The following is a 20676-nucleotide window of genomic DNA, read 5'->3' as shown; positions in this document are numbered from 1 at the left end:
AGGTGACTTATCACATTTATTGTCGATTATTTCTTTATGATTGATTTAACTTTTGCAACGACATTCTCAACTGTAAAGCCATAGTTTTTAATAAGTGTATTTCCTGGGGCTGAAGCACCGAAACGGTCAATCGCCATCACTTCCCCTTTTTCACCAACATACTTTTTCCATCCTAATGAAGCCCCCATTTCAATAGCCAATCGAGCTTTTACTGTCGGTGGTAAAACTGAATTTTTGTATTCATCAGGCTGTTTTTCAAACCGATCCCATGAGGGCATACTCACTACATTAACATAAACCCCTTCCCGTTCAAGTTGTTTTTGAGCTTCAATTGCGAGGTTTACTTCGGAACCCGTTGCAATAATAAGTCCATCAATTTCTAATTGGTTGCTTTTGGATATCGTGTAAGCACCTTTTTTAACGCCTTTGTATGCGGTTTTTTCTGTTCCTTTTATCGTTTTCAATCCTTGACGAGTGAGTACAAGTGCAGTCGGAACGTCGACACTTTCTAAAGCTAGGCGCCAAGCAGCTACGGTTTCGTTACCGTCTGCTGGACGAATAACAGATAAACCAGGCATTGCCCGCAATGATGCAAGTTGTTCAATTGGCTCATGCGTCGGTCCATCCTCACCGACTGCAATGCTATCATGGGTGAAAACATACGTTATAGGCAGTTGCATTAATGCTGCAAGACGAATGGAAGGACGTAAGTAGTCAGAGAAAACGAAAAATGTTGCTCCAAAAACTTTCAATCCACCATGAAGTGCCATTCCATTTAATGCGGCTCCCATCGCAAATTCACGTACACCAAACCAGATGTTACGCCCCGTATAATCATCAGAAGAAAAATTACTTTCAGTTTTCATTAATGTTTTGTTTGAACTTGCTAAGTCTGCAGAGCCACCAATAAATTGAGGAACAGGTTCTGAAATTGCATTAATAAATTTACTTGATGCATCACGTGTCGCTAATGTTTCTCCTTCTTTAAATACGGGTAAGTATTGTTCAATATTTTCTATTCCTTCATTGTTAATCGCTTTTTCAAACTGCTCTGCAATTTCAGGGTAAGTTTGTTTATATTTTTTAAACAGCTTGTTCCATTGTTCTTCTTTTTGAACGCCTTCATTTTTTAACCGTTTAAAGTGCTCCTTAACTTCCTTCGGTACATAAAACGATTCTGCATACCCCCAGCCATAATATTGTTTTGTTAATGCTGTTTCTTCTTTTCCAAGTGGCGCTCCATGAGAATCAGATTTTCCGCTTTTATTAGGCGATCCGTAACCGATTGTCGTTTTTACTTCAATTAATGTCGGTTTATTTATCTCGCTTCTTGCTTCGTGAAGTGCTTTTTCAATTTCAGTTAAATCGTTACCATCCTCGACACGAATGACTTGCCAACCGTATGCTTCGAATCGTTGCGCTACGTTTTCAGAAAAAGCCAAATGCAAATCTCCATCAAGTGAGATGTCATTCGAATCGTATAAAACGATTAATCTACCTAATTTAAGATGACCTGCTAAAGACGCAGCTTCAGCAGAAACACCTTCCATCAAGTCTCCATCACCACAAATGCTGTACGTATAATGATCGACAATCGGAAAATTGTCTCGGTTATATGTAGCAGCAAGATGACGTTCTGCCATGGCCATTCCAACAGCCATTGCGATTCCTTGACCTAAAGGACCTGTTGTCGCTTCAACACCAGGCGTATAACGATATTCAGGGTGACCCGGCGTTTTACTTTCCCATTGCCGGAAATTTTTTAAATCTTCCATTGTAACGTCATAACCAAATAAATGAAGCAAACTATATAATAGCATCGATCCATGTCCGGCTGACAATACAAACCGATCCCTGTTTATCCATTGTGGATTTTCGGGATTATGATTCATCGCTTTCGACCACAATGTGTATGCCATCGGAGCCGCACCCATCGGCATCCCTGGGTGACCCGAATTCGCACGTTCAATTGCATCAATTGATAATGTACGTATCGTATTAATTGCAAGCTGTTCAACCTGATTTTCCATCTATTATCTACTCCTCTTAATATCTATCATTTATTAATGTTTATATCGTAAATTTCTTTGAGCTGTTTTTATTTTTTTAGGGGTAACGTCATTTCCTTTTTCATCTATAACTGTAACCCCACGTAACTGCTTTTCAAACGCTTGTCGAAACCTTTTTAAATAATGTTCGCGAAGTTTTTTTTGTTCTTTCTTTTCGGCTGCTGTTAACCCTTTTGTTTTTGCTTTTTTAGCTAATTCGTTTATTCGTCGTAACTCAAATTCCAAATTTCCGTCAACTCCCCTTCATTACTCGATAAACTTGTTTCATTTTAACATAACGAGCACATAAATTCCCATTAGTAAAAATACTAGAACTTATGTTTGTATAAACTGTTTAATTCTGTTATACTTATACAAAACAATTTTTAGGAAACGAGGTGCACTATGGTCAAAATTTCAAAACGACAACAAGCCATTTTAGATTTTATTAAAGATGAAGTGAAAACAAAAGGATATCCCCCTTCCGTTAGAGAAATTGGAGAAGCAGTTGGATTAGCATCAAGCTCAACTGTACATGGTCATTTGTCTCGCTTAGAAAAAAAGGGATTTATTAAACGAGATCCGACGAAGCCACGAGCAATTGAAATTTTGGATAAAAGTGAGGACGATACGAATCCTGAAGGTATTAAAGTTCCGATTATAGGGAAAGTAACGGCAGGACAACCGATCACAGCGATTGAAAACATTGAAGATTATTTTTTACTCTCGAACAATTTCGCACCGGATAAATCACTTTTTATGCTCGTTGTTGAAGGTGACAGTATGATTGATGCTGGCATATATAACAAAGACTATGTTCTCGTAAAACAACAACCGACCGCAAACAACGGCGAGATTGTCGTTGCAATGACGGATGAAAACGAGGCAACTGTAAAACGATTTTTCAAAGAGAAAGATTACATACGACTCCAACCAGAAAACATAACGATGGAACCAATACACTTAAAAAGTTGTACAATATTAGGAAAAGTCATCGGTGTTTATCGGGAAATTGATTGAAGCTGTTAATAAAACAGCTTTTTTTATATTAATTTTGTGTTGTTTAAAACACATACTTTATCTCTGTGTTGTTTGCTATACAAATTTGCTTCTTTGTGTTGTATTTTATACAATACAGTTGGGGGGATTCATTATGAGCAACGAACTTGGTACTTTTTTAGAAGCTATAAGAACAGAAAAGAAATTATCACTACGAGAGGCGGCTTCATTAACTGGTCTCGGTCATTCCTATATACGCGATTTAGAATTAGGCATTAACCGAAAAACAGGCAAAAAAGTTGTGCCATCGATCAATTCTTTGCGGAAAATTGCTTCTGCCTATAATTTAGATATATATGATTTGCTTAATAAAGCCGGGCTAATCGACATCGATGAAATCAAAGAAAAAAAGGAAGATACTCTATTACACGATCTCCCCAAAAAAATCCCAGTATTTGAATCAATCTCTTCTTTTGATAGTAACGATGTCGTTGATTACGTCTATTTCCCTTTTAAAAAAAGTCCACAACCTGATTTTGCGATTACGATGAAAGGTGATTCAATGTCAGGTTCTAGCATTGATGATGATGATATTGTGTTTTTCCGAAAATATCATCACCCTGAATACAATGGGCAAATTGTTGCTGTTCGTTTAATAAATGAAAACACTGGAACGATTCGCCGCATTACATGGACTTCACAATTCCCTAGCTACACTCTCATATGTGACAATAAGAACTATCGAACGATTAATGTACCATTTAATGAGGTGGAAATTTACGGGGTGTATTGTGGACATTTCAAACCTGAAAAAAGTTAACTAAAGTTATTTATAAAGGTCGTCGGCATTGTCATACCGAACTTGTTCAGATAAGACTGTTTGTCGATTATTATCGTTTAATTGGTTTTTCTCGTTGTCTAAGAACGGTTGATTCCTCCCCTTGCTCTTCTCTTTTTCGGCAATTTTCTTTAGCTTTCGTTTTCTTCCTTTCTCCAAATTTCCTCACTCCTTTTTTACCTTTCCTTCTCGTTACCCGTAGTATATTTCGTTCGGAAACAACTATACTGTTAAAATAATCATTTTGTGAATTATATACTTTTTAATGTAATCACGACGATTTCAGGTAAATTAAATACACGAATCGGAATTACGCTATTACCAAGTCCACGGCTAACAATCATGTTTGTTGAGCGAGATGTATATACACCTGATGTATACGTTGGAAACCAACCTTGTCCAGGAGAAAGGAGACCTCCTACAAAAGGAATCCTAATTTGTCCTCCGTGAGCATGTCCACTAAAAACAGCATCAACGTCCTGTTGAGCATATATATTAAAATATTCTGGTCGATGTGATAATAGTAGCTTAAAGATCGATTGATGATTAACATTCTTAAATGTACGTTCTATATTTGATTTTACAATTTTTTTCTTAGCTTTCTGCTCAGATATACGCATAAGTGGATCTTCGATTCCACCTATCACAATTTTTTGACGTCCTCGTTGTATTACTTCTGATTCATTTTGTAAAACCGTCACTCCTCTTGACTTTAAAGACTTTATAATCTTATCAACTTCATTTGTTGCAATTTCATGATTACCCGTTACATAATAAACAGGAGCCATTTCAACTAATTCATTAATCACTTGTATACTTTTATTTAAATCATAACGGTTACTATCAATAAGATCGCCTGTAAAAAAAATAAAATCGGGTTTCTCATTCTTAATTTTTTTTATTAATCGACTTTGGCCTTTCCCGAAGTTCGCATCATGTAAATCTGATAAGTGTACAATTTTTAATCCAGAGAAATTGTTTGGCAGTCTGTCAAAATAAAGTTCATGCTTACTCACAGTAATCCAGTGATTATTAATAAAAAGAAATAATCCAAATAGTAAGAAAACGACAAATGATGTTAATAACCTAGTCATCTATCATAAACCTTTCCCCAATCATATAACAGTTAATAAAGCTTATTCATACTTTTTCATTTTATCATTAAAAAATTGAAGTGTTTATGATTCTTTTTTAAAATCACTCTAACCTTTCTGGTAAATGATATTTATACACTTCTAACATATTCGTATGCTCCTTTAATACCGCTATCGTTTTTGGATGAGGTTTCACATAAATAAAAGGATAATCCTTTTCATCAAACTCTGTTTTAGTGCGAAAAGCTACTTTTTCTTCATCAATTGAAAATTGGGCATCAACTCCTTTCTTATTTCCACGAGCATCTAATCTAACCCATTTATTATAAGATTGGAAATAGACAGCATTCAAAGCATGAATACAATATCCTTTTTCTGAAGTATCAAATAACATTAAACGTTGATAACAGAAACCTGTGGGTATCCCTTCAGAACGTAATAGTGCTGCTAATAGATTTGATTTTGCATAGCAAATTCCCATTTTATATTTTACTACTTCTGAAGCTTTACGAGTCACCCTCTGCGATTGGATATCCCAGGAATGAGATATTTCATCACGAACAAATTGAAATGCAATATGTACTTTTTCTGCTTCTGTTTGAGATGGATTAAAAAGTTCCTTTATCGTTGCTTTAATAATAGGGTTTGAATAGTCAATTTCTTCTGACTCGAGTAAATAATCTTTTAACTCTTCTGACTCACATCTCATCTTCATCGACTGCATCTCTCCTTTATGATTGTGTATAAATATTAGTATTTAAGAATTATTATACAGCAATGTTCTCACTTAAAGCATTCTTTTCGTAAATACTTCACTTTCCGGATCGATGGAACTGCATAGCTTCGTTCAATAGTAGTTTTTAAAAAGCAACAAAACTTAATAAAGAAAAGCACCCTCTTTGTGATGGGGTGCAACTATATGACTTTTAAATAAAATCACATTTCATCTCACTCAAACTCAACTATTCCCAATTTCTTCTGTTTGTTCATTGGTGAAAGGCGACAAGTAACCCTTCTGTGCTAACAGATCTAGCGCATGCAAAATTGCAATTTTTACGTGACTATATGTAAGACCACCTTGTACATAAGCAATATACGGAGGACGAATGGGGCCATCTGCCGATAGTTCAATACTTGAACCTTGAATAAATGCACCTGCAGCCATAATAACTTCGTCATCGTATCCAGGCATTTCACTAGGATATGGTGTCACATGGGCATTAATTGGAGATGCATATTGTATGGCTTGGCAAAACGTTATCATTTCATCTGCATTTTTAAATTGAACAGACTGAACGAGGTCGCCCCTTTTTTCATTCCATTTTGGATATGCTTCATAACCGAATTGTTCCACCATTGCACTTGTAAAAATAGCACCCTTTAACGCTTGGGCAACGATAAACGGAGCGAGAAAAAATCCTTGAAACATTTCTAATAAACTATATAATGTCGCACCAATTTCCGCTCCAACACCTGGTGCAGAAAATCGTTGTGCACATAGGTTAACTAATTCTTTTCGTCCAGCGATATACCCGCCTGTTTTTACGATACCGCCGCCCGGATTTTTAATCAATGAGCCAGCAATTAAGTCAACGTTGACATGACAAGGTTCTTTCTCTTCTACAAATTCTCCGTAACAATTATCAACAAACACGATAACATCTTCTTTGATTGATTTTACGAATGATGTCATTTCTTTTATATCTTCGATTGTAAACGCTGGTCTCTTAGTATATCCTTTCGAACGTTGAATCCCAATTACTTTTGTATTTTCGTTAATACTAGCTTTCACTTTTTCGTAATCAACGCCTTCTTCCGTTAACGGCACATCGTTATAACGAATTCCAAAATCTATCAACGAACCGTTATTGCGACCGCGTAGTCCAATCACTTCATGCAATGTATCATAAGGTTCACCTGTTATGTAAAGTAGTTCATCACCTGGACGTAGCACACCATATAACGCGAGGGCAATTGCATGGGTGCCCGACATCATTTGTGAACGAACGATTGCAGCTTCTGCCCCGAAAACTTCAGCGTATACTTGTTCTAGGGTATCTCTCCCAATATCATCATACCCATATCCTGTAGATGGAGTAAAATGATAATCACTCACTTGATTGTTTCGAAATGCTTGCAGCACTCTAAATTGATTTTCCTCTGCAATATCATCGATTCGTTTCATCAACGGTGCTGTCATTTTTTCCGCTCGATCCACGAATGTTTTTAACTGTTGTCCATACTTTAGATGCTTGTACATATATTTCACCTTTCTAATCATGATTAATAATCAATGGCGCGATATGTTTCGGCGCTAATCCAGTAATCATAAACTTTTGTTCATCTTCCAGCCAGGTTTTATTAGACAAAACTGTGTTGGATTCCAAAAAAGCTAATGTTTTACCGTCTTCCACTGGGACATCTAACGTATATGGAACGAGTTCAGAATCTATTTTCGCTTTAATTAGATTGATAAGCCGACTCATATCTTCATCTGAAAATGCAGAAATAAGGATAGACTCTTCAGATGTCGAAGGAAAGAAGCTATGTTGAATTAAATCTTTTTTATTGTAAACGTTAATTTTTGGTATGTGATGAGCTTGAAGTTCACGAAGTAATTGATTAACCGTTACTTCTTGTTCAATATAATGATCATGAGAAGCATCAATAACGTGTAAAATGAGGTCCGCTTCAGTCACTTCCTCCAATGTTGAGCGAAACGCCGCAATTAATTCAGTTGGTAAATCTTGAATGAATCCGACAGTATCGGTTAATAATACATTCATTTTTGTATATGCATCAAGCTTTCGCGTTAGTGGATCAAGGGTCGCAAACAGTTTATCTTCTTCAAAAGCATCACCACTCGTAAGACGGTTAAAAAGCGTTGACTTTCCTGCATTCGTATAGCCGACAAGAGTCACTTGAAAAACATCGTTCTTTTTTCTTCGTTCGTTATAACGAGATCGGTGTTGGACAATTTTATTTAAATGTGACTCAATTGCTTGAATTCTTCTTCGAATGTGTCGCCGATCGGTCTCCAGTTGGGTCTCCCCAGGCCCTCTCGTTCCAATTCCGCCACCAAGGCGTGACAAAACAATACCTTTTCCTAATAGGCGTGGAAGCATATATTTAAGTTGGGCCAATTCAACTTGTAACTTTCCTTCTTTCGAACGTGCACGGGATGCAAATATATCTAAAATAAGTTGCGTCCGATCAATAATTTTTACATTGAGAATATCAGTTAAGTTTCGTAGTTGCCCTGCTGATAGTTCATCGTTAAATATAATAAGGTCGATCTCTTCACCTTTAAGAAACGTTACAATTTCTTGTAACTTTCCTTTTCCAATATAATGAGCTGAATGAATTCGTGTCCTCCGTTGTGTAAACATCTCGACGACTTTACCATTTACTGTTTTCGTTAATGCTTCGAGTTCTTTCATCGACTCTGCAAATCTTTCATGATTATCAGGAAGCTCACATCCAACAAGTATCGCTTTTTCTTCCAATCAACAACCTACTTTCATCACATTTAATTTTGACTTTTATCATATCAAAGTTAAGCATCATCTTCTAGTTGAATGTCTACTGCTAGCAATGTCATAAGCTGATGACGGTCAAACTGTTCACCTTTTAACAAACGTACGGCTTGCTTTCGAATTGATTTTTCAATGATATTTCTCACATAACGAGCATTGCTAAATGAATTTTTGTTCGCAGCTCGATACCGCTCAAGATGATGCTTTATTTTTAATTCTGCTTCTGTTGACATCATATAGTCTCTTTCCCTTGCCATACTTCTTGCAATTTTGATTAATTCATCATTTGAATAATCTTCAAAGTTCATAATAATTGGAAACCGCGAAGGCATACCTGGATTTAACGATAAAAAGTAATCCATTTCTTTTGGGTAGCCTGCTAAAATTAAAATCAATTCATGCTGGTTATCTTCCATTGCTTTCACTAATGTATCGATCGCTTCTTTTCCGAAGTCCTTTTCCCCGCCTCTAGCTAATGAATAGGCTTCATCAATAAATAAAATCCCGCCATGCGCTTTTTTCAGAAGTTCTCTCGTTTTTTGTGCCGTATGCCCAATATATTCACCAACTAAATCTGCACGTTCCACTTCGATTAAATGTCCTTTTGATAAAACGTCCATATCGTGGAAAAGTTTCGCTAACAATCGTGCCACTGTCGTTTTACCAGTGCCTGGATTACCTTTAAATAACATATGCAGTGCCTGTTTTTCTTGCTTCAAACCGACTTTTTTACGGCATTGGTTAATATATATCCATGCATAAATTTCATTAATTAGCCGTTTTACCTCTTTCATACCTACGAGTGCTTGAAGCTCTTTTTGAATTCGTTCTAGAGGATAATGCTTCGATAATATTTTTTCATCAAGAACTGTTGGTTTTTCCGCTCGAATTTCTTGATTAAGCACGATATTAATCTGACCATTCGCTCTTTTTATTGTTGTGCTAGTCATGAAGCGTCACCTCACTTTTCATCATCACGCTACTTATTATACGGTAATAAATAAAAAGTGTGACAAACGCCTACAAAAGTCAAAATGCTCCCAACATGGGAGCATTTTATTAACCTTCTAAAGATAATTGAACATTTTTACTCGGTGCAAATGTTGAAATTGCATGTTTATAAATGAGTTGTTGCTTGCCTTCCGCTTCCAAAATCACTGTAAAACTATCGAATCCTTTCACTAACCCTTTAAGTTGGAAGCCGTTCATTAAATAAACCGTTACAAAAATATTTTCACGTCGAAGTGTGTTTAGAAATTGATCTTGAATGTTGACTTGCTGCTTCATTTACAGTCCTCCTCTTTTCCAATCCTCTTTATTAATGTTTCTCTAAACAATTTAACTTTCCTGCAACATATTTCATGATTTCTAGCTTTTTTTTATTTTTACCTCTCGTCATGTCGAACCATGTAATGTCCATCTTATTTTTAAACCATGTGTACTGTCTTTTTGCATACCTGCGAGAGTTTCTTTTTAATAAAAGAATCGCCTCTTCTTTAGAAAGTTCTCCATCAAAATATAAAAAAAGTTCTTTATATCCAATTGCTTGTGCGGCTTGACTATCTTTTAAGTTATTATCATACAAATGACGCGCTTCATTAAACAATCCTTTTGCAATCATTTTGTCGATGCGAGTGTTAATTCGATCATATAAAACTTCTCTATCCATCGTCAAACCGATAAAGACCGCGTCATAAATTGACTTTTCTCGTTTCGTCTGAAAGTTCGAGAACGGTTTTCCCGTTCGTTTAATTACTTCTAACGCTCGAATAACTCTTCTTCGATTGTTCGGATGAATCGATTTATAGCTTTTTAGATCAATGTACTGAAGTTTTTTATGTAAGGCATCATTTCCGTACTGTTCAGCAAAAATTTCCATTTCTTCTCGAAACGCTTCGTCCGATTCAATATTCGTAAATTGATAATCATGTGTAATCGCGTGTACGTATAGCCCTGTGCCGCCAACGAGAATCGGCAGCTTACCTCTTTCATTAATCTCTGTAATGATCGTTCGCGCCTCTCGTTGATACTGTGTAACTGAAAAACTTTCAAGCGGATCTATAATATCAATCATATGATGTGGAATATTTTCCATCTCATCAGCAGTTATTTTTGCTGTTCCAATATTTAACCCTCGATAAATTTGCATCGAATCTCCACTGACAACTTCACCGTTAAACCGTTTTGCTAATTGAATGCTCATCTCTGTTTTTCCAACTGCAGTTGGTCCAACGATGACGAGTAGTCGCTCCTTCATGATATCACATCACTCTCTTAAACATTTTTTCCAACTCATAAGTTGAGAAATGTATGATCACAGGGCGACCATGAGGACAAGTGTAAGGTTCTCGACATCGTCTTAATGACTGAAGAAGCGATACCATCTCGTCTTGTCGTAAATAGTGATTCGCCTTAATTGATTTTTTGCATGCCATCATAATCGCAGTATCTTCACGTATTTTCTTCATATCAAACGTTTTCTCTTCCAACAAAAGTTCAACAATACTTCGAATTGTTTCTTCTTCCTTTCCGTTTGGAAACCATGATGGGTGGGAGCGTACGATATACGTTTTATCCCCAAATTGCTCAAAATAAATACCAAACTTTTGAAAAAAAGAAAGATTTTCTTCCACGACTTGTGCTTCCTTAATACTAAATTCGAACGAAAGTGGAACGAGAAGATCCTGTAAATCACGTGGGGTTTCACCCATTTTTTCAAAGAAATATTCATATTTTATGCGTTCTTGTGCTGCATGCTGATCGATTAAGTAAAGTCCGTCTTCATTTTGAGCAATGATGTATGTACCATGAACTTGTCCTACTGGATATAAAGGTGGAATACCAACTCCTTCCGTTTGTTCTAAATCTGTTCGTTGCTCATCGACTAATGGTTCTTTAATGAACTGTTGTTTATTTTCAGTCTCTATAGACGTTTTATTTTCATCATTTCTCTGGAACAACTCATCTTGAAGCAAATTTTGAATTTCGGCTTTTTCATGCTTTTTCATTTGAAATTGAAAAGGAAGCGATACTTGTTCGGTACGAGCTTTTTCATTGTTTCGCAATTTCACTTCTGGAATTAAATTTGTTTTTTGTAACGCTGCTCGAATCGTACTTGTCATAAGTTCAACAAGTTCTCGTTCTTTACTTAATCTCGCTTCTAACTTTGCTGGATGAACGTTAATATCAACTAACGTCGGATCCATTTGTACATGTATAACGGATATTGGGAAGCGACCGAGCGGTAAAAATGTATGGTACCCTTCGACGATCGCATTCGCTAATGTATAATTTCGAATGAACCGTCCATTGATAAACAAAGACATATATTTTCTAGACGCTCGTGTTTCTTCTGGTTTTGTCGTAAAGCCTGAAATCGAAAAGTCTAGCGATTGATTTTGTATCTCAACCATGTTTTTGGCAACAGAAACTCCGTAAATCGATGCAATCACTTGCAACAAATTATTTTTACCGTCTGTATGCAAAATCTGTTTTCCGTTATGAATAAGCTGAAAAGAAATATTAGGGTGTGCCATTGCTAAACGATTAACGACATCGGTAATATTTCCCAACTCAGTATGGACCGTTTTTAAATATTTTAATCGTGCGGGGGTATTAAAAAATAAACGACTCACACTGATTTCTGTTCCTTTCCGACTTGATGTTAAGGAACGATGTTTTAGCTCCCCCGCTTCCATAATGATATGTGTCCCTGGTCCTTCACCTGTACACGTTTTTACTTCTGTTCTTGACACAGAGGCGATACTTGGCAGAGCCTCACCGCGGAAACCTAAAGAACGAATTGAAAATAAGTCCCGTTCATGTTTAATTTTACTCGTTGCGTGCCGTTCAAATGCAAGTTCACAGTCCTCTTCGGAAATTCCGTCTCCGTTGTCAGTCACTTGAATGGATTGAAGTCCACCATCCTCAACTACGATTTTTACCATCGTGCTGTTTGCATCAATTGCATTTTCAACTAATTCTTTCACAATCGATGCGGGACGCTCAACGACTTCACCAGCTGCTATTTGGTTCGCTAACTGCTCATCTAAAATGATGATGTTCGGCATAAGCTCACCTCTTATCCCCATCCCTCGTTACTTTTTCGTGCAATTTATATAAAACATTGATCGCTTCTAACGGTGTCATATTCACTAGATTAAGCGAAGCGATTTCACGAACAATGGTTTTCTCAATCGTTCGTGACTTTTTTTCTTCTTCTTGTTCGTCTTTGAAAAAAGATAACTGCTCATTCACAACGAAATTGGATTTATCGATCGTATTTTCTTCTTCAAGTTGTTGTAAAATTGATTTTGCTCTTGAAATGAGCTTTTCCGGAAGATTCGCTAATTGTGCAACATGAATTCCATAGCTTTCATCAGCAGCTCCTTCATGAACTTTATGCAGAAACACGACTTGCCCATTTTCCTCCACAGCTTTTACATGAACGTTATGCAAACGAGGAAGCTGTTCTTCTAAAACTGTTAACTCATGGTAATGGGTAGAAAATAATGTTTTTGCACCAATTTCATCATGAATATATTCAATAATCGCATGTGCTAACGCCATTCCGTCATACGTTGATGTCCCTCTTCCAATTTCATCAAGTAAAATGAGACTATCTTTCGTTGCGTTCGTCACTGCATACTGAGTTTCGAGCATTTCTACCATAAATGTACTCTGTCCGCTCACTAAATCATCCGCTGCACCTATTCTCGTAAACACTTGATCAAAGATCGGCAAACTTGCTTCCGATGCTGGAACAAAACATCCAATTTGAGACATGATTGCAATTAAAGCAAGCTGTCTCATATACGTACTTTTCCCTGACATATTCGGACCCGTTATCAGTAACATTTGCTTCTCATCATTTAAAACAATATCATTTTCAACAAACTGCGTATCAGTTAACACTTGTTCCACAACTGGATGTCTTCCATTTCTAATTGAAATGTCACCAACTTCGTTAAACATCGGTTTTACATAGTGATGTTCTACACTTACTGTTGCAAAACTTTGCAATACATCAATTTCACTTAATAACTTTGCAATCGTCTGCAAATGCGGAATATGTTCTTGCACCTCTTCCCTTAATTGCAAAAAAAGTTCGTACTCTAAGTCAGCAAGCAGATCTTCAGCGTGTAAAATTTTCATTTCCATTTCTTTTAATTCTGGAGTAATAAATCGTTCTGCATTTGCAAGCGTTTGCTTTCGCTCATATCGCTCAGCCTCCAGCAAATGTAAGTTTGCTTTTGTCACTTCAATATAATAGCCAAACACACGATTAAATCCGATTTTCAAAGATTTGATGCCTGTTTTTTCCTTCTCTCTCTGTTCCAAATTTTTTATCCATTCGCGCCCATTTACGCTAATTTCACGATATTCATCCAATTGGGCGTTATACCCATCACGAATGATTCCACCTTCCGTTATTGAAGTTGCTGGATCATCAAGAAGTGCTCTACTTAATTTATCCAATAATTGAGAAGTCGTCGGCATTCGCTCTGCAAATTGTGAAAACGAAGGATGTTGAAATTCATAACATAATTGAACAAAGTCTGGTAAGATTTCAAGAGTTTTTTTCAGTTGTACAAGATCCTTTGCATTTACATTTCCGTAAGAAATTTTACCAGCTAATCTTTCAATATCATAAACACCTTTTAATAGTCCCTTCAATTGTTCACGCAGCATAAATTGTTCCGTTAAACATTGAACCATCTCGTGGCGCTTCTCTATCTGCACACGATCGATTAAAGGTCTTTCAATCCATTTAGTTAAAAGACGTCCACCCATCGCTGTTACTGTTTTATCTAACAGCCACACTAATGACCCTTTTCTTCCTTGCTTTCGAATCGTATCAACTAGTTCAAGGTTCCTCTTAGAATAAAGGTCAATTTTCATATAGTCAGTCTGTTTTAAAATTTCAACAGGCTGCAAATGTGCGAGCGTACGTTTCTGTGTTCGCAACAAATAGTTAAGTAGTCTTCCAAATGTTATTAACTCATGTTCAGTATGTAATTTTTGTGTAATGTTTTGAAACTCTTCACGGATCGACGTATGTTCTTCATATGAAATAGCTACGTGAAAGATTTTTTTTAACTCTTGTTGAGCATTATTAGAAAAATTAGGAGCAACGATAACTTCTTTCACATTCATGCCTGAAAGTGTATGAATTAACTCTTCAAACCCATCATTGACGAGCGTAATATAATTTTCCCCTGTTGATAGGTCACTAATTGCAATCCCATACTTTGTTTTTCCAAATGAGGTTATCGCGGCGATGAAGTTATTCTGTTTTTCGTCCATCATCGTTTGACTCATTACCGTACCCGGTGTAATCACTTGTACAACTTCGCGTTTCACGACACCTTTTGCTTGTTGTGGATTTTCCATTTGTTCACAAATTGCAACTTTGTATCCTTTTTCGATTAACTGTGAAATATACACTTCAGCAGAATGATGCGGAACACCGCACATTGGGATCGGTTCATCTGCACCACCTTCACGCTTCGTTAACGTGATCTCTAATTCTTTCGCTGCTTTTATTGCATCTTCAAAAAAGAGTTCATAAAAATCACCTAAACGAAAAAATAAAAAGGCATCTTCGTATTGTGCCTTAATTCGCAAATATTGTTGAATCATCGGGGTGTATTGCTGCATTGTATTTCTCCCCACCTTGTTTCTTTATCGTTCGTCATCATTGTTGAATTATGACTCTATTATAGCATACTAAACTGAATTTCTTGCAAACAATAGGTTCAGATGGATTATTCATCCAATCTGAACCTGCATTTTACTCATCAAGTTCCCCGAGTAAGAAGTCCGCATCTAAATCTTCAAATTCCTCATCTAAATCATAATCAGAGCTTTCTTCCAACTCATCGACACAGCCATCTGGATCAACACGCACACAAAGCTTCGTTTCTCCAATCACCTCACCGATAAACTCCCGTTCAACTTCTACGAGTATTTTTTGACCATTTGGAGAAATCGTTGCTTCTAAGCAGTTTGGTTGTTGCATCGTTCTCACGACAACGTCATATTCATCGGTTAAATTTTCATCATCTCTCATCTTCAGCGGAATGACATCACTGTACTTCACTGTATCGGTTACGACTTCCGTTTTCGTGTTTTTATTGTAGGAATACCATAAGTTAATATCGTAACTACCTTCTACTTCGACAGCGTCACCATCTTTTCTTGCTTTGTAATCATGATTTATAATCCAGCAGCCTAGTATGCTTGAAGGTCTGTGCAACGGATTGACAGTGTGGGTTGCCTTTGAATATTTGCTTCCTTTTCCGCAAACTGCTTTTGCTACTATTTCTCTATACTTTGAATCGTCAGCAAAAGACATTGATTATACCTCCTCATCATTTCTTCACTGACATCCTATGCAAGGCATATGACCTGTGTTCCGCATTGGAACAAGCCTTTTAAATAAAAAAAGAATGTATTATCTAAGGAGATGAGGGTCATCAAATAAGGCAACAATGTATTTGTGGATAAAACAAAGACACCGTTTAAGGTGTCTCATCCGTACTCGTTATGTTGTTCGTCACTGTATCCGAAATTGTTTTCGCAATTAATTGCAGTAAGTCATTCACTTCAGTTTGCGACTGTTTAAACTCTTGCACTAATGGAATTTCATCAACTTGTTCCATAAGTTTATCAATTTTTGTTTCTACTTTTTTTAACGCTTCATGTTTGCGGTAATGTTGAAGATTAACAGCCTCTTTTTGATGTTTTTTAATTTCAGCGATTAACTGCTGGACCTTTTCATGCTCATTTATTTTTGCTTCAGCTTTTTTAAAAAAATCAACTTCTTCAGTGTTAGCAACCATCTGTGCTAGTTCAACTGCTTTTTCAATAATTTGCTCTCTTGTATAGGTCACGAACTTTTCACCTCTAACATTTCTTCCAATTCACCGTCAAGTGTCCATGTTTTTGCCTTCTTAATCCGAACATCCACAAGCGTTCCGATGAGTGATTCCGGTCCGTGAAAATGAACGACTTTGTTCCCTCTCGTATAGCCAGTTAAAACGTCGGAGTTTTTTTTGCTTTCCCCTTGAACGAGAACTTCAACAACTTCATTTTCATATCGTTTATTTTTATCGAGTGCAATCTCATTAACAAGTGCGTTCAGACGCTGAAGCCGTTCTTTTTTCACAGCCATCGGTACATCATCTTTCATTTTTGCTGCTGGCGTACCTTCTCTAGGTGAGTAGATAAATGTATATGCACTGTCATATCCGACTTCGCGATAAAGTGATAACGTATCTTCAAATTGTTCTTCCGTTTCATTTGGGAAGCCGACAATAATGTCTGTTGTCAAGACGACATTTGGAATGGCAGCTTTAATTTTACGTACGAGTTCTAAATATTCATCTCGCGTGTAAACACGACCCATTAATTTTAAAATTTCCGAGTTACCATGTTGAACAGGTAAGTGAATATGTTCGACTAAATTACCACCTTTTGCAAGTACTTCAATTAAATGATCGTCAAAATCACGCGGGTGGCTCGTCGTAAATCGAATGCGCGGAATATCAATTTTACGAATTTCATCCATTAAATGACCTAAACCGTATTCGAAGTCGAAATCTTTCCCATACGCATTCACGTTTTGACCTAAAAGGGTCACTTCTTGATACCCTTCCCGTGCGAGCTGGCGCACTTCCTCGATGATATCTTTTGGCATGCGACTCCGTTCTTTCCCTCTTGTATAAGGTACGATACAGTACGTACAAAACTTGTCACATCCATACATAATGTTAACCCAGCCCGAAATCTTTCCTTTGCGTACACGTGGCAAGTTCTCAATAATGTCGCCTTCTTTAGATAAGACCTCAACAACCATTTCTTTACTGTAATACGCTTCTCTTAACAAAATCGGTAACCGATGAATGTTGTGAGTTCCGAAAATTAAATCAACTTGAGGGTGCTTTTGCAAAATTCGATTAACGACAGATTCCTGCTGAGACATACAGCCGCAAACACCGAGAATAAGTTCTGGTTTTTCTCTTTTTAACGCTTTTAAATGTCCAATTTCACCAAACACTTTATTCTCAGCGTTTTCACGAATCGCACACGTATTTAATAAAATAACGTCAGCATCTTTCTCTTCTACTGTCGGTTCATACCCTAAATCCGTTAAAATACCCGCCATGACTTCAGTGTCATGTTCATTCATTTGACATCCGTACGTTCGAATATAAAATTTAAGGCCAACTCCGATATTTTTCACGTCATCCGGTATTTCATATTTGTAATGGATTTTTACTTCTTCTTTTCCACGCCTTCTCGCATCACGTAGTGAAGGGGGCTGGTAAATCGTTTCAAAATATTTAGCGTAATCCTTTTCGGATTTTAAGTCCGGAGAATTACGTTTCTTTCCTTTTGCCATTCAAATCTCCTCCTTGCATCGTAATATACCAGACCGAATGCAACTCATTCATTATAACAAATCTTGCGGAAAAAGAAAAAAGCTCACATTTTCATTAAGAAAAGGAGCTCATCGCTTTACATGAATTCTGAAATTAATTGTTTAAACTTTTCTTCGTCTAAGTGAATATTTTCATGAGCGAGTGGGGTTTTGCTATATCCAGATACTAAATCTTGATACGATTTTTTTTCTTTATCTTCATATATAAGCCCTGTCACTAGGCCTTTGTTTTCCATTAACATTTTCATCGCCATAATCCGATTACTAGAATCATAGTTTTCAAAATCATCGAGACGAATTAAATTTTCTTTAAACCAATCATACGTATTCATTTTGTTATATGTGACACACGGACTAAATACATTAATAAAAGAGAAACCTTTATGTTGAATCCCTTGTTCAATTAAAGACGTTAATTCTTTTAAATCGCTTGAAAAGCTTTGAGCTACAAAGGTTGCTCCAGCAGTGAGCACCATTTCCATAATCGATAATGTCGATTCAACAGAACCTTCTGGTGTGCTTTTCGTTTTAAAACCAACATCACTTCGCGGAGATGTTTGTCCTTTCGTTAACCCGTACACTTGGTTATCCATTACGATATACGTAATATCAATATTGCGGCGGATCGCATGAATCGTATGACCCATTCCGATCGCAAAACCATCTCCATCGCCACCAGCTGCTATGACTGTTAAATCACGGTTCCCCATTTTCACTCCTTGAGCAATCGGTAGAACTCTACCATGAATACCGTGAAATCCATACGAATGAATATAACCAGAGATTCGACCTGAACAACCAATACCAGAAATCACTGCTAAATCCTCTGGCTCTAACCCAAGGTTAGCAGACGCCCGCTGGATCGCTGCTTGGACTGAAAAGTCTCCACATCCAGGACACCAATTTGGCTTTACAGTGTTGCGAAAATCTTTAAACGTTGCCAATTGGAATCAACTCCTTCGTTTTTGAATACACTTCTTTCGGTAAAAATGGAGTACCATCATATTTTAGTACACTTTGGATTTTTTCGGCATACCCGATATTTAATTTAATTAAATTTGCTAATTGGCCTGTATAGTTATTTTCTACAACGACGACCCGGTTTGCATTTGAGACGTATGGTGTAAGAATGTCTGTTGGGAATGGATGGAGGAGGCGAATGTGCGCATGTGTTACGTTTACACCTTCATCACGAAGCTGTTCCATTGCCTCTTCAATCGTACCTCTCGTTGAGTTGAATCCAATAAGTAAAATATCGGAAGCTTCCTCTCCATTCACATGGACTGGCGTATCGAAATGTGAAATGACGGTTTGCATTTTTCGCATTCGTTTTTCCATTTGTAGCTTTCGATTTTCGGCAGTTTCTGATGGCTTACCTGTTTCATCATGTTCAACTCCAGTTACATGATGAATGCCGTTTTTTGTGCCAGGCAATACTCGTGGTGAAACACCATCTGTTGTCAACTCATATCGTTTAAAATAATTTTTGTTTTCAAGTTCTGGTAATGGTTCATCTTTAATTAGTTTTCCACGACTAATCTTTACTTTTTCATAGTTTAACGGATCAACAGTCTGTTTTCCTAAAGATAACTGCAAATCTGATAAAATAATAACTGGGCATTGATATATTTCCGCTAAATTAAATGCTTGCACTGTATCATGAAATGCTTCTTCAGCCGTGCTAGGTGCTAACACAAGTTTTGGGATTTCTCCATGTGTTCCATAGATCATTTGCATTAAGTCTGATTGCTCTTGCTTTGTTGGCAAGCCTGTGCTCGGTCCGCCTCGTTGTGTATCGACGATGACAAGCGGAGTTTCGGTCATTCCAGAAAGTCCGATCGCTTCCATCATTAATGATAAGCCTGGCCCAGCTGATGCCGTAAAAGCACGCACTCCTGAATAATTTGCTCCAATAGCCATCGTGACAGCAGCCATTTCATCTTCCGTTTGAATGACAGTCCCGCCAATTTCAGGCAGTTTTTGAATTAAATATTCCATAATTTCTGATGCTGGTGTAATCGGATAAGCTGCCATAAAACGAACTCCTGCTGCGAGAGCACCGAGTGAAATGGCATCGTTGCCGATCATGAACATCCGTGCTTTGCCATCTGCTTCAGCAAGTTGAAAAGTTTTTAGCTCTTTACCGAATGTTTCAACTAAATAACGAGCGCCTGCACGAATCGCTTCTAGGTTATTTTCAACAATTTGTTTTCCTTTATTTGAAAATATTTCCTCTACTACTTGCTTAAAGTCTTCTGCCCTTAATCCTAGAAGTGCACTTGAGGCTCCAATTGCCACCATGTTTTTCATTAATGAGTTTCCGAGCTCTTTTGCAATCTCTGTAAATGGCACGGAATATAGCACCGCATTACAACTTTCTGGTTTTGATGGCTTAAATTTTGAATCTCCGATAATGATTCCGTTATCGTTTAACTCATGAGCATTTAAATCAATCGTTTCTTGGTCAAAAGCTACGAGTATATCGAGGTCATCTGAGATCGAACGAATGCTTTGCGTGCTTACTCGTATTTTATTGTTCGTGTGCCCACCTTTAATTCTAGACGAAAAATGGCGGTAACTATATAAATGATAACCTTTGCGATTTAACGTTGTTGCAAATATTTCTCCAGTACTGTCAATTCCTTCTCCTTGTTGCCCTCCAACTTTCCAAGAAAGTTGATGTACCATGATTGTCACTCCTCATAAGCTTATCATT

General features: G+C 37.1%; 19 protein-coding genes. 2 read left to right on the top strand and 17 right to left on the bottom strand.

Annotation, left to right across the window (positions count from 1 at the left end; translation table 11 throughout):
* Nucleotides 1-26: 26 nt before the first annotated feature.
* Together tkt and ABU914_RS07500 are read right to left on the bottom strand one after the other, a co-directional pair.
* Nucleotides 27-2030 (bottom strand): transketolase, encoded by a 2004-nt coding sequence (gene tkt, locus ABU914_RS07505; RefSeq protein ID WP_379669118.1) that lies wholly within the window; start codon nucleotides 2028-2030, stop codon nucleotides 27-29.
* A 33-nt stretch (nucleotides 2031-2063) separates the two neighbouring features.
* The gene (locus ABU914_RS07500; protein ID WP_379669117.1) at nucleotides 2064-2294 is read right to left on the bottom strand and encodes a DUF896 domain-containing protein; all 231 of its coding nucleotides are present in this window, start codon (nucleotides 2292-2294) and stop codon (nucleotides 2064-2066) included.
* Nucleotides 2295-2453: 159 nt separating this feature from the next.
* Here ABU914_RS07500 and lexA point away from each other — a divergent pair, with 159 nt between their 5' ends.
* Both lexA and ABU914_RS07490 read left to right on the top strand, forming a co-directional pair.
* Entirely contained in the window at nucleotides 2454-3068 is a 615-nt protein-coding gene (gene lexA, locus ABU914_RS07495) for a transcriptional repressor LexA (protein WP_379669116.1), read from the top strand.
* Nucleotides 3069-3201: 133 nt separating this feature from the next.
* Nucleotides 3202-3867 carry a helix-turn-helix domain-containing protein gene (locus tag ABU914_RS07490; RefSeq protein ID WP_379669115.1) on the top strand — a complete coding sequence of 222 codons (666 nt, stop codon included), beginning with the start codon at nucleotides 3202-3204 and terminating at the stop codon, nucleotides 3865-3867.
* Nucleotides 3868-3873: 6 nt separating this feature from the next.
* Here ABU914_RS07490 and ABU914_RS07485 read toward each other — a convergent pair whose 3' ends face one another.
* From ABU914_RS07485 to ABU914_RS07415, 15 genes are all read right to left on the bottom strand, one after another.
* Nucleotides 3874-4044, bottom strand: coding sequence for a hypothetical protein (locus ABU914_RS07485; protein ID WP_379669114.1), 171 nt, complete (start codon nucleotides 4042-4044; stop codon nucleotides 3874-3876).
* A gap of 92 nt (nucleotides 4045-4136) precedes the next feature.
* A complete protein-coding gene (locus ABU914_RS07480) occupies nucleotides 4137-4979 on the bottom strand; it encodes a metallophosphoesterase (protein WP_379669113.1) in 843 nt (280 codons plus the stop codon).
* 103 nt (nucleotides 4980-5082) lie between these two features.
* On the bottom strand, nucleotides 5083-5694 hold the full coding sequence (locus ABU914_RS07475; RefSeq protein ID WP_379669112.1) for a transglutaminase-like domain-containing protein: 612 nt from the start codon (nucleotides 5692-5694) through the stop codon (nucleotides 5083-5085).
* A 243-nt stretch (nucleotides 5695-5937) separates the two neighbouring features.
* Nucleotides 5938-7239: a methionine gamma-lyase family protein gene (locus ABU914_RS07470; RefSeq protein WP_379669111.1), complete on the bottom strand. Its 1302-nt coding sequence runs from the start codon at nucleotides 7237-7239 to the stop codon at nucleotides 5938-5940.
* Nucleotides 7240-7252: 13 nt separating this feature from the next.
* On the bottom strand, nucleotides 7253-8485 hold the full coding sequence (hflX, locus tag ABU914_RS07465; protein WP_379669110.1) for a GTPase HflX: 1233 nt from the start codon (nucleotides 8483-8485) through the stop codon (nucleotides 7253-7255).
* A gap of 50 nt (nucleotides 8486-8535) precedes the next feature.
* Entirely contained in the window at nucleotides 8536-9465 is a 930-nt protein-coding gene (spoVK, locus tag ABU914_RS07460) for a stage V sporulation protein K (RefSeq protein WP_379669109.1), read from the bottom strand.
* Between the two features lie 109 nt (nucleotides 9466-9574).
* The gene (gene hfq / locus ABU914_RS07455; protein WP_379669108.1) at nucleotides 9575-9802 is read right to left on the bottom strand and encodes an RNA chaperone Hfq; all 228 of its coding nucleotides are present in this window, start codon (nucleotides 9800-9802) and stop codon (nucleotides 9575-9577) included.
* Nucleotides 9803-9833: 31 nt separating this feature from the next.
* Nucleotides 9834-10772 (bottom strand): tRNA (adenosine(37)-N6)-dimethylallyltransferase MiaA, encoded by a 939-nt coding sequence (miaA, locus tag ABU914_RS07450; RefSeq protein ID WP_379669107.1) that lies wholly within the window; start codon nucleotides 10770-10772, stop codon nucleotides 9834-9836.
* Nucleotides 10773-10776: 4 nt separating this feature from the next.
* Complete coding sequence (mutL, locus tag ABU914_RS07445; protein ID WP_379669106.1) at nucleotides 10777-12585, bottom strand: DNA mismatch repair endonuclease MutL; 1809 nt, start codon at nucleotides 12583-12585, stop codon at nucleotides 10777-10779.
* A 4-nt stretch (nucleotides 12586-12589) separates the two neighbouring features.
* The gene (mutS, locus tag ABU914_RS07440; protein WP_379669105.1) at nucleotides 12590-15175 is read right to left on the bottom strand and encodes a DNA mismatch repair protein MutS; all 2586 of its coding nucleotides are present in this window, start codon (nucleotides 15173-15175) and stop codon (nucleotides 12590-12592) included.
* Nucleotides 15176-15308: 133 nt separating this feature from the next.
* Nucleotides 15309-15872, bottom strand: coding sequence for an outer spore coat protein CotE (locus ABU914_RS07435; RefSeq protein ID WP_379669104.1), 564 nt, complete (start codon nucleotides 15870-15872; stop codon nucleotides 15309-15311).
* 166 nt (nucleotides 15873-16038) lie between these two features.
* Nucleotides 16039-16410, bottom strand: coding sequence for a YlbF/YmcA family competence regulator (locus ABU914_RS07430; protein WP_379669103.1), 372 nt, complete (start codon nucleotides 16408-16410; stop codon nucleotides 16039-16041).
* Nucleotides 16407-17921, bottom strand: coding sequence for a tRNA (N6-isopentenyl adenosine(37)-C2)-methylthiotransferase MiaB (miaB, locus tag ABU914_RS07425; protein WP_379669102.1), 1515 nt, complete (start codon nucleotides 17919-17921; stop codon nucleotides 16407-16409). The genes ABU914_RS07430 and miaB overlap by 4 nt, the downstream gene beginning before the upstream one ends.
* A 116-nt stretch (nucleotides 17922-18037) precedes the next feature.
* On the bottom strand, nucleotides 18038-18904 hold the full coding sequence (locus tag ABU914_RS07420) for a 2-oxoacid:ferredoxin oxidoreductase subunit beta (RefSeq protein ID WP_379669101.1): 867 nt from the start codon (nucleotides 18902-18904) through the stop codon (nucleotides 18038-18040).
* Complete coding sequence (locus ABU914_RS07415) at nucleotides 18891-20648, bottom strand: 2-oxoacid:acceptor oxidoreductase subunit alpha (RefSeq protein ID WP_379669100.1); 1758 nt, start codon at nucleotides 20646-20648, stop codon at nucleotides 18891-18893. Before ABU914_RS07415 ends, ABU914_RS07420 begins: the two co-directional genes overlap by 14 nt.
* Nucleotides 20649-20676 lie beyond the last annotated feature (28 nt).

The organism is Pueribacillus sp. YX66, assembly GCF_041725775.1.
In the GTDB taxonomy this organism is placed as follows: Bacteria; Bacillota; Bacilli; order Bacillales; family UBA6769; genus Pueribacillus.
Note: the sequence above shows the minus strand (reverse complement) of the source record. Positions and strands in the feature narration are given on the sequence as shown.

Coding starts and splice junctions, on each gene's coding strand:
- tkt (WP_379669118.1), bottom strand. CDS start 2,030: ATGGAAAATCAGGTTGAACAGCTTGCAATTAATACGATACGTACATTA.
- lexA (WP_379669116.1), top strand. CDS start 2,454: ATGGTCAAAATTTCAAAACGACAACAAGCCATTTTAGATTTTATTAAA.
- ABU914_RS07490 (WP_379669115.1), top strand. CDS start 3,202: ATGAGCAACGAACTTGGTACTTTTTTAGAAGCTATAAGAACAGAAAAG.
- ABU914_RS07480 (WP_379669113.1), bottom strand. CDS start 4,979: ATGACTAGGTTATTAACATCATTTGTCGTTTTCTTACTATTTGGATTA.
- ABU914_RS07475 (WP_379669112.1), bottom strand. CDS start 5,694: ATGAAGATGAGATGTGAGTCAGAAGAGTTAAAAGATTATTTACTCGAG.
- ABU914_RS07470 (WP_379669111.1), bottom strand. CDS start 7,239: ATGTACAAGCATCTAAAGTATGGACAACAGTTAAAAACATTCGTGGAT.
- spoVK (WP_379669109.1), bottom strand. CDS start 9,465: ATGACTAGCACAACAATAAAAAGAGCGAATGGTCAGATTAATATCGTG.
- hfq (WP_379669108.1), bottom strand. CDS start 9,802: ATGAAGCAGCAAGTCAACATTCAAGATCAATTTCTAAACACACTTCGA.
- miaA (WP_379669107.1), bottom strand. CDS start 10,772: ATGAAGGAGCGACTACTCGTCATCGTTGGACCAACTGCAGTTGGAAAA.
- mutL (WP_379669106.1), bottom strand. CDS start 12,585: ATGCCGAACATCATCATTTTAGATGAGCAGTTAGCGAACCAAATAGCA.
- mutS (WP_379669105.1), bottom strand. CDS start 15,175: ATGCAGCAATACACCCCGATGATTCAACAATATTTGCGAATTAAGGCA.
- ABU914_RS07435 (WP_379669104.1), bottom strand. CDS start 15,872: ATGTCTTTTGCTGACGATTCAAAGTATAGAGAAATAGTAGCAAAAGCA.
- miaB (WP_379669102.1), bottom strand. CDS start 17,921: ATGGCAAAAGGAAAGAAACGTAATTCTCCGGACTTAAAATCCGAAAAG.
- ABU914_RS07415 (WP_379669100.1), bottom strand. CDS start 20,648: ATGGTACATCAACTTTCTTGGAAAGTTGGAGGGCAACAAGGAGAAGGA.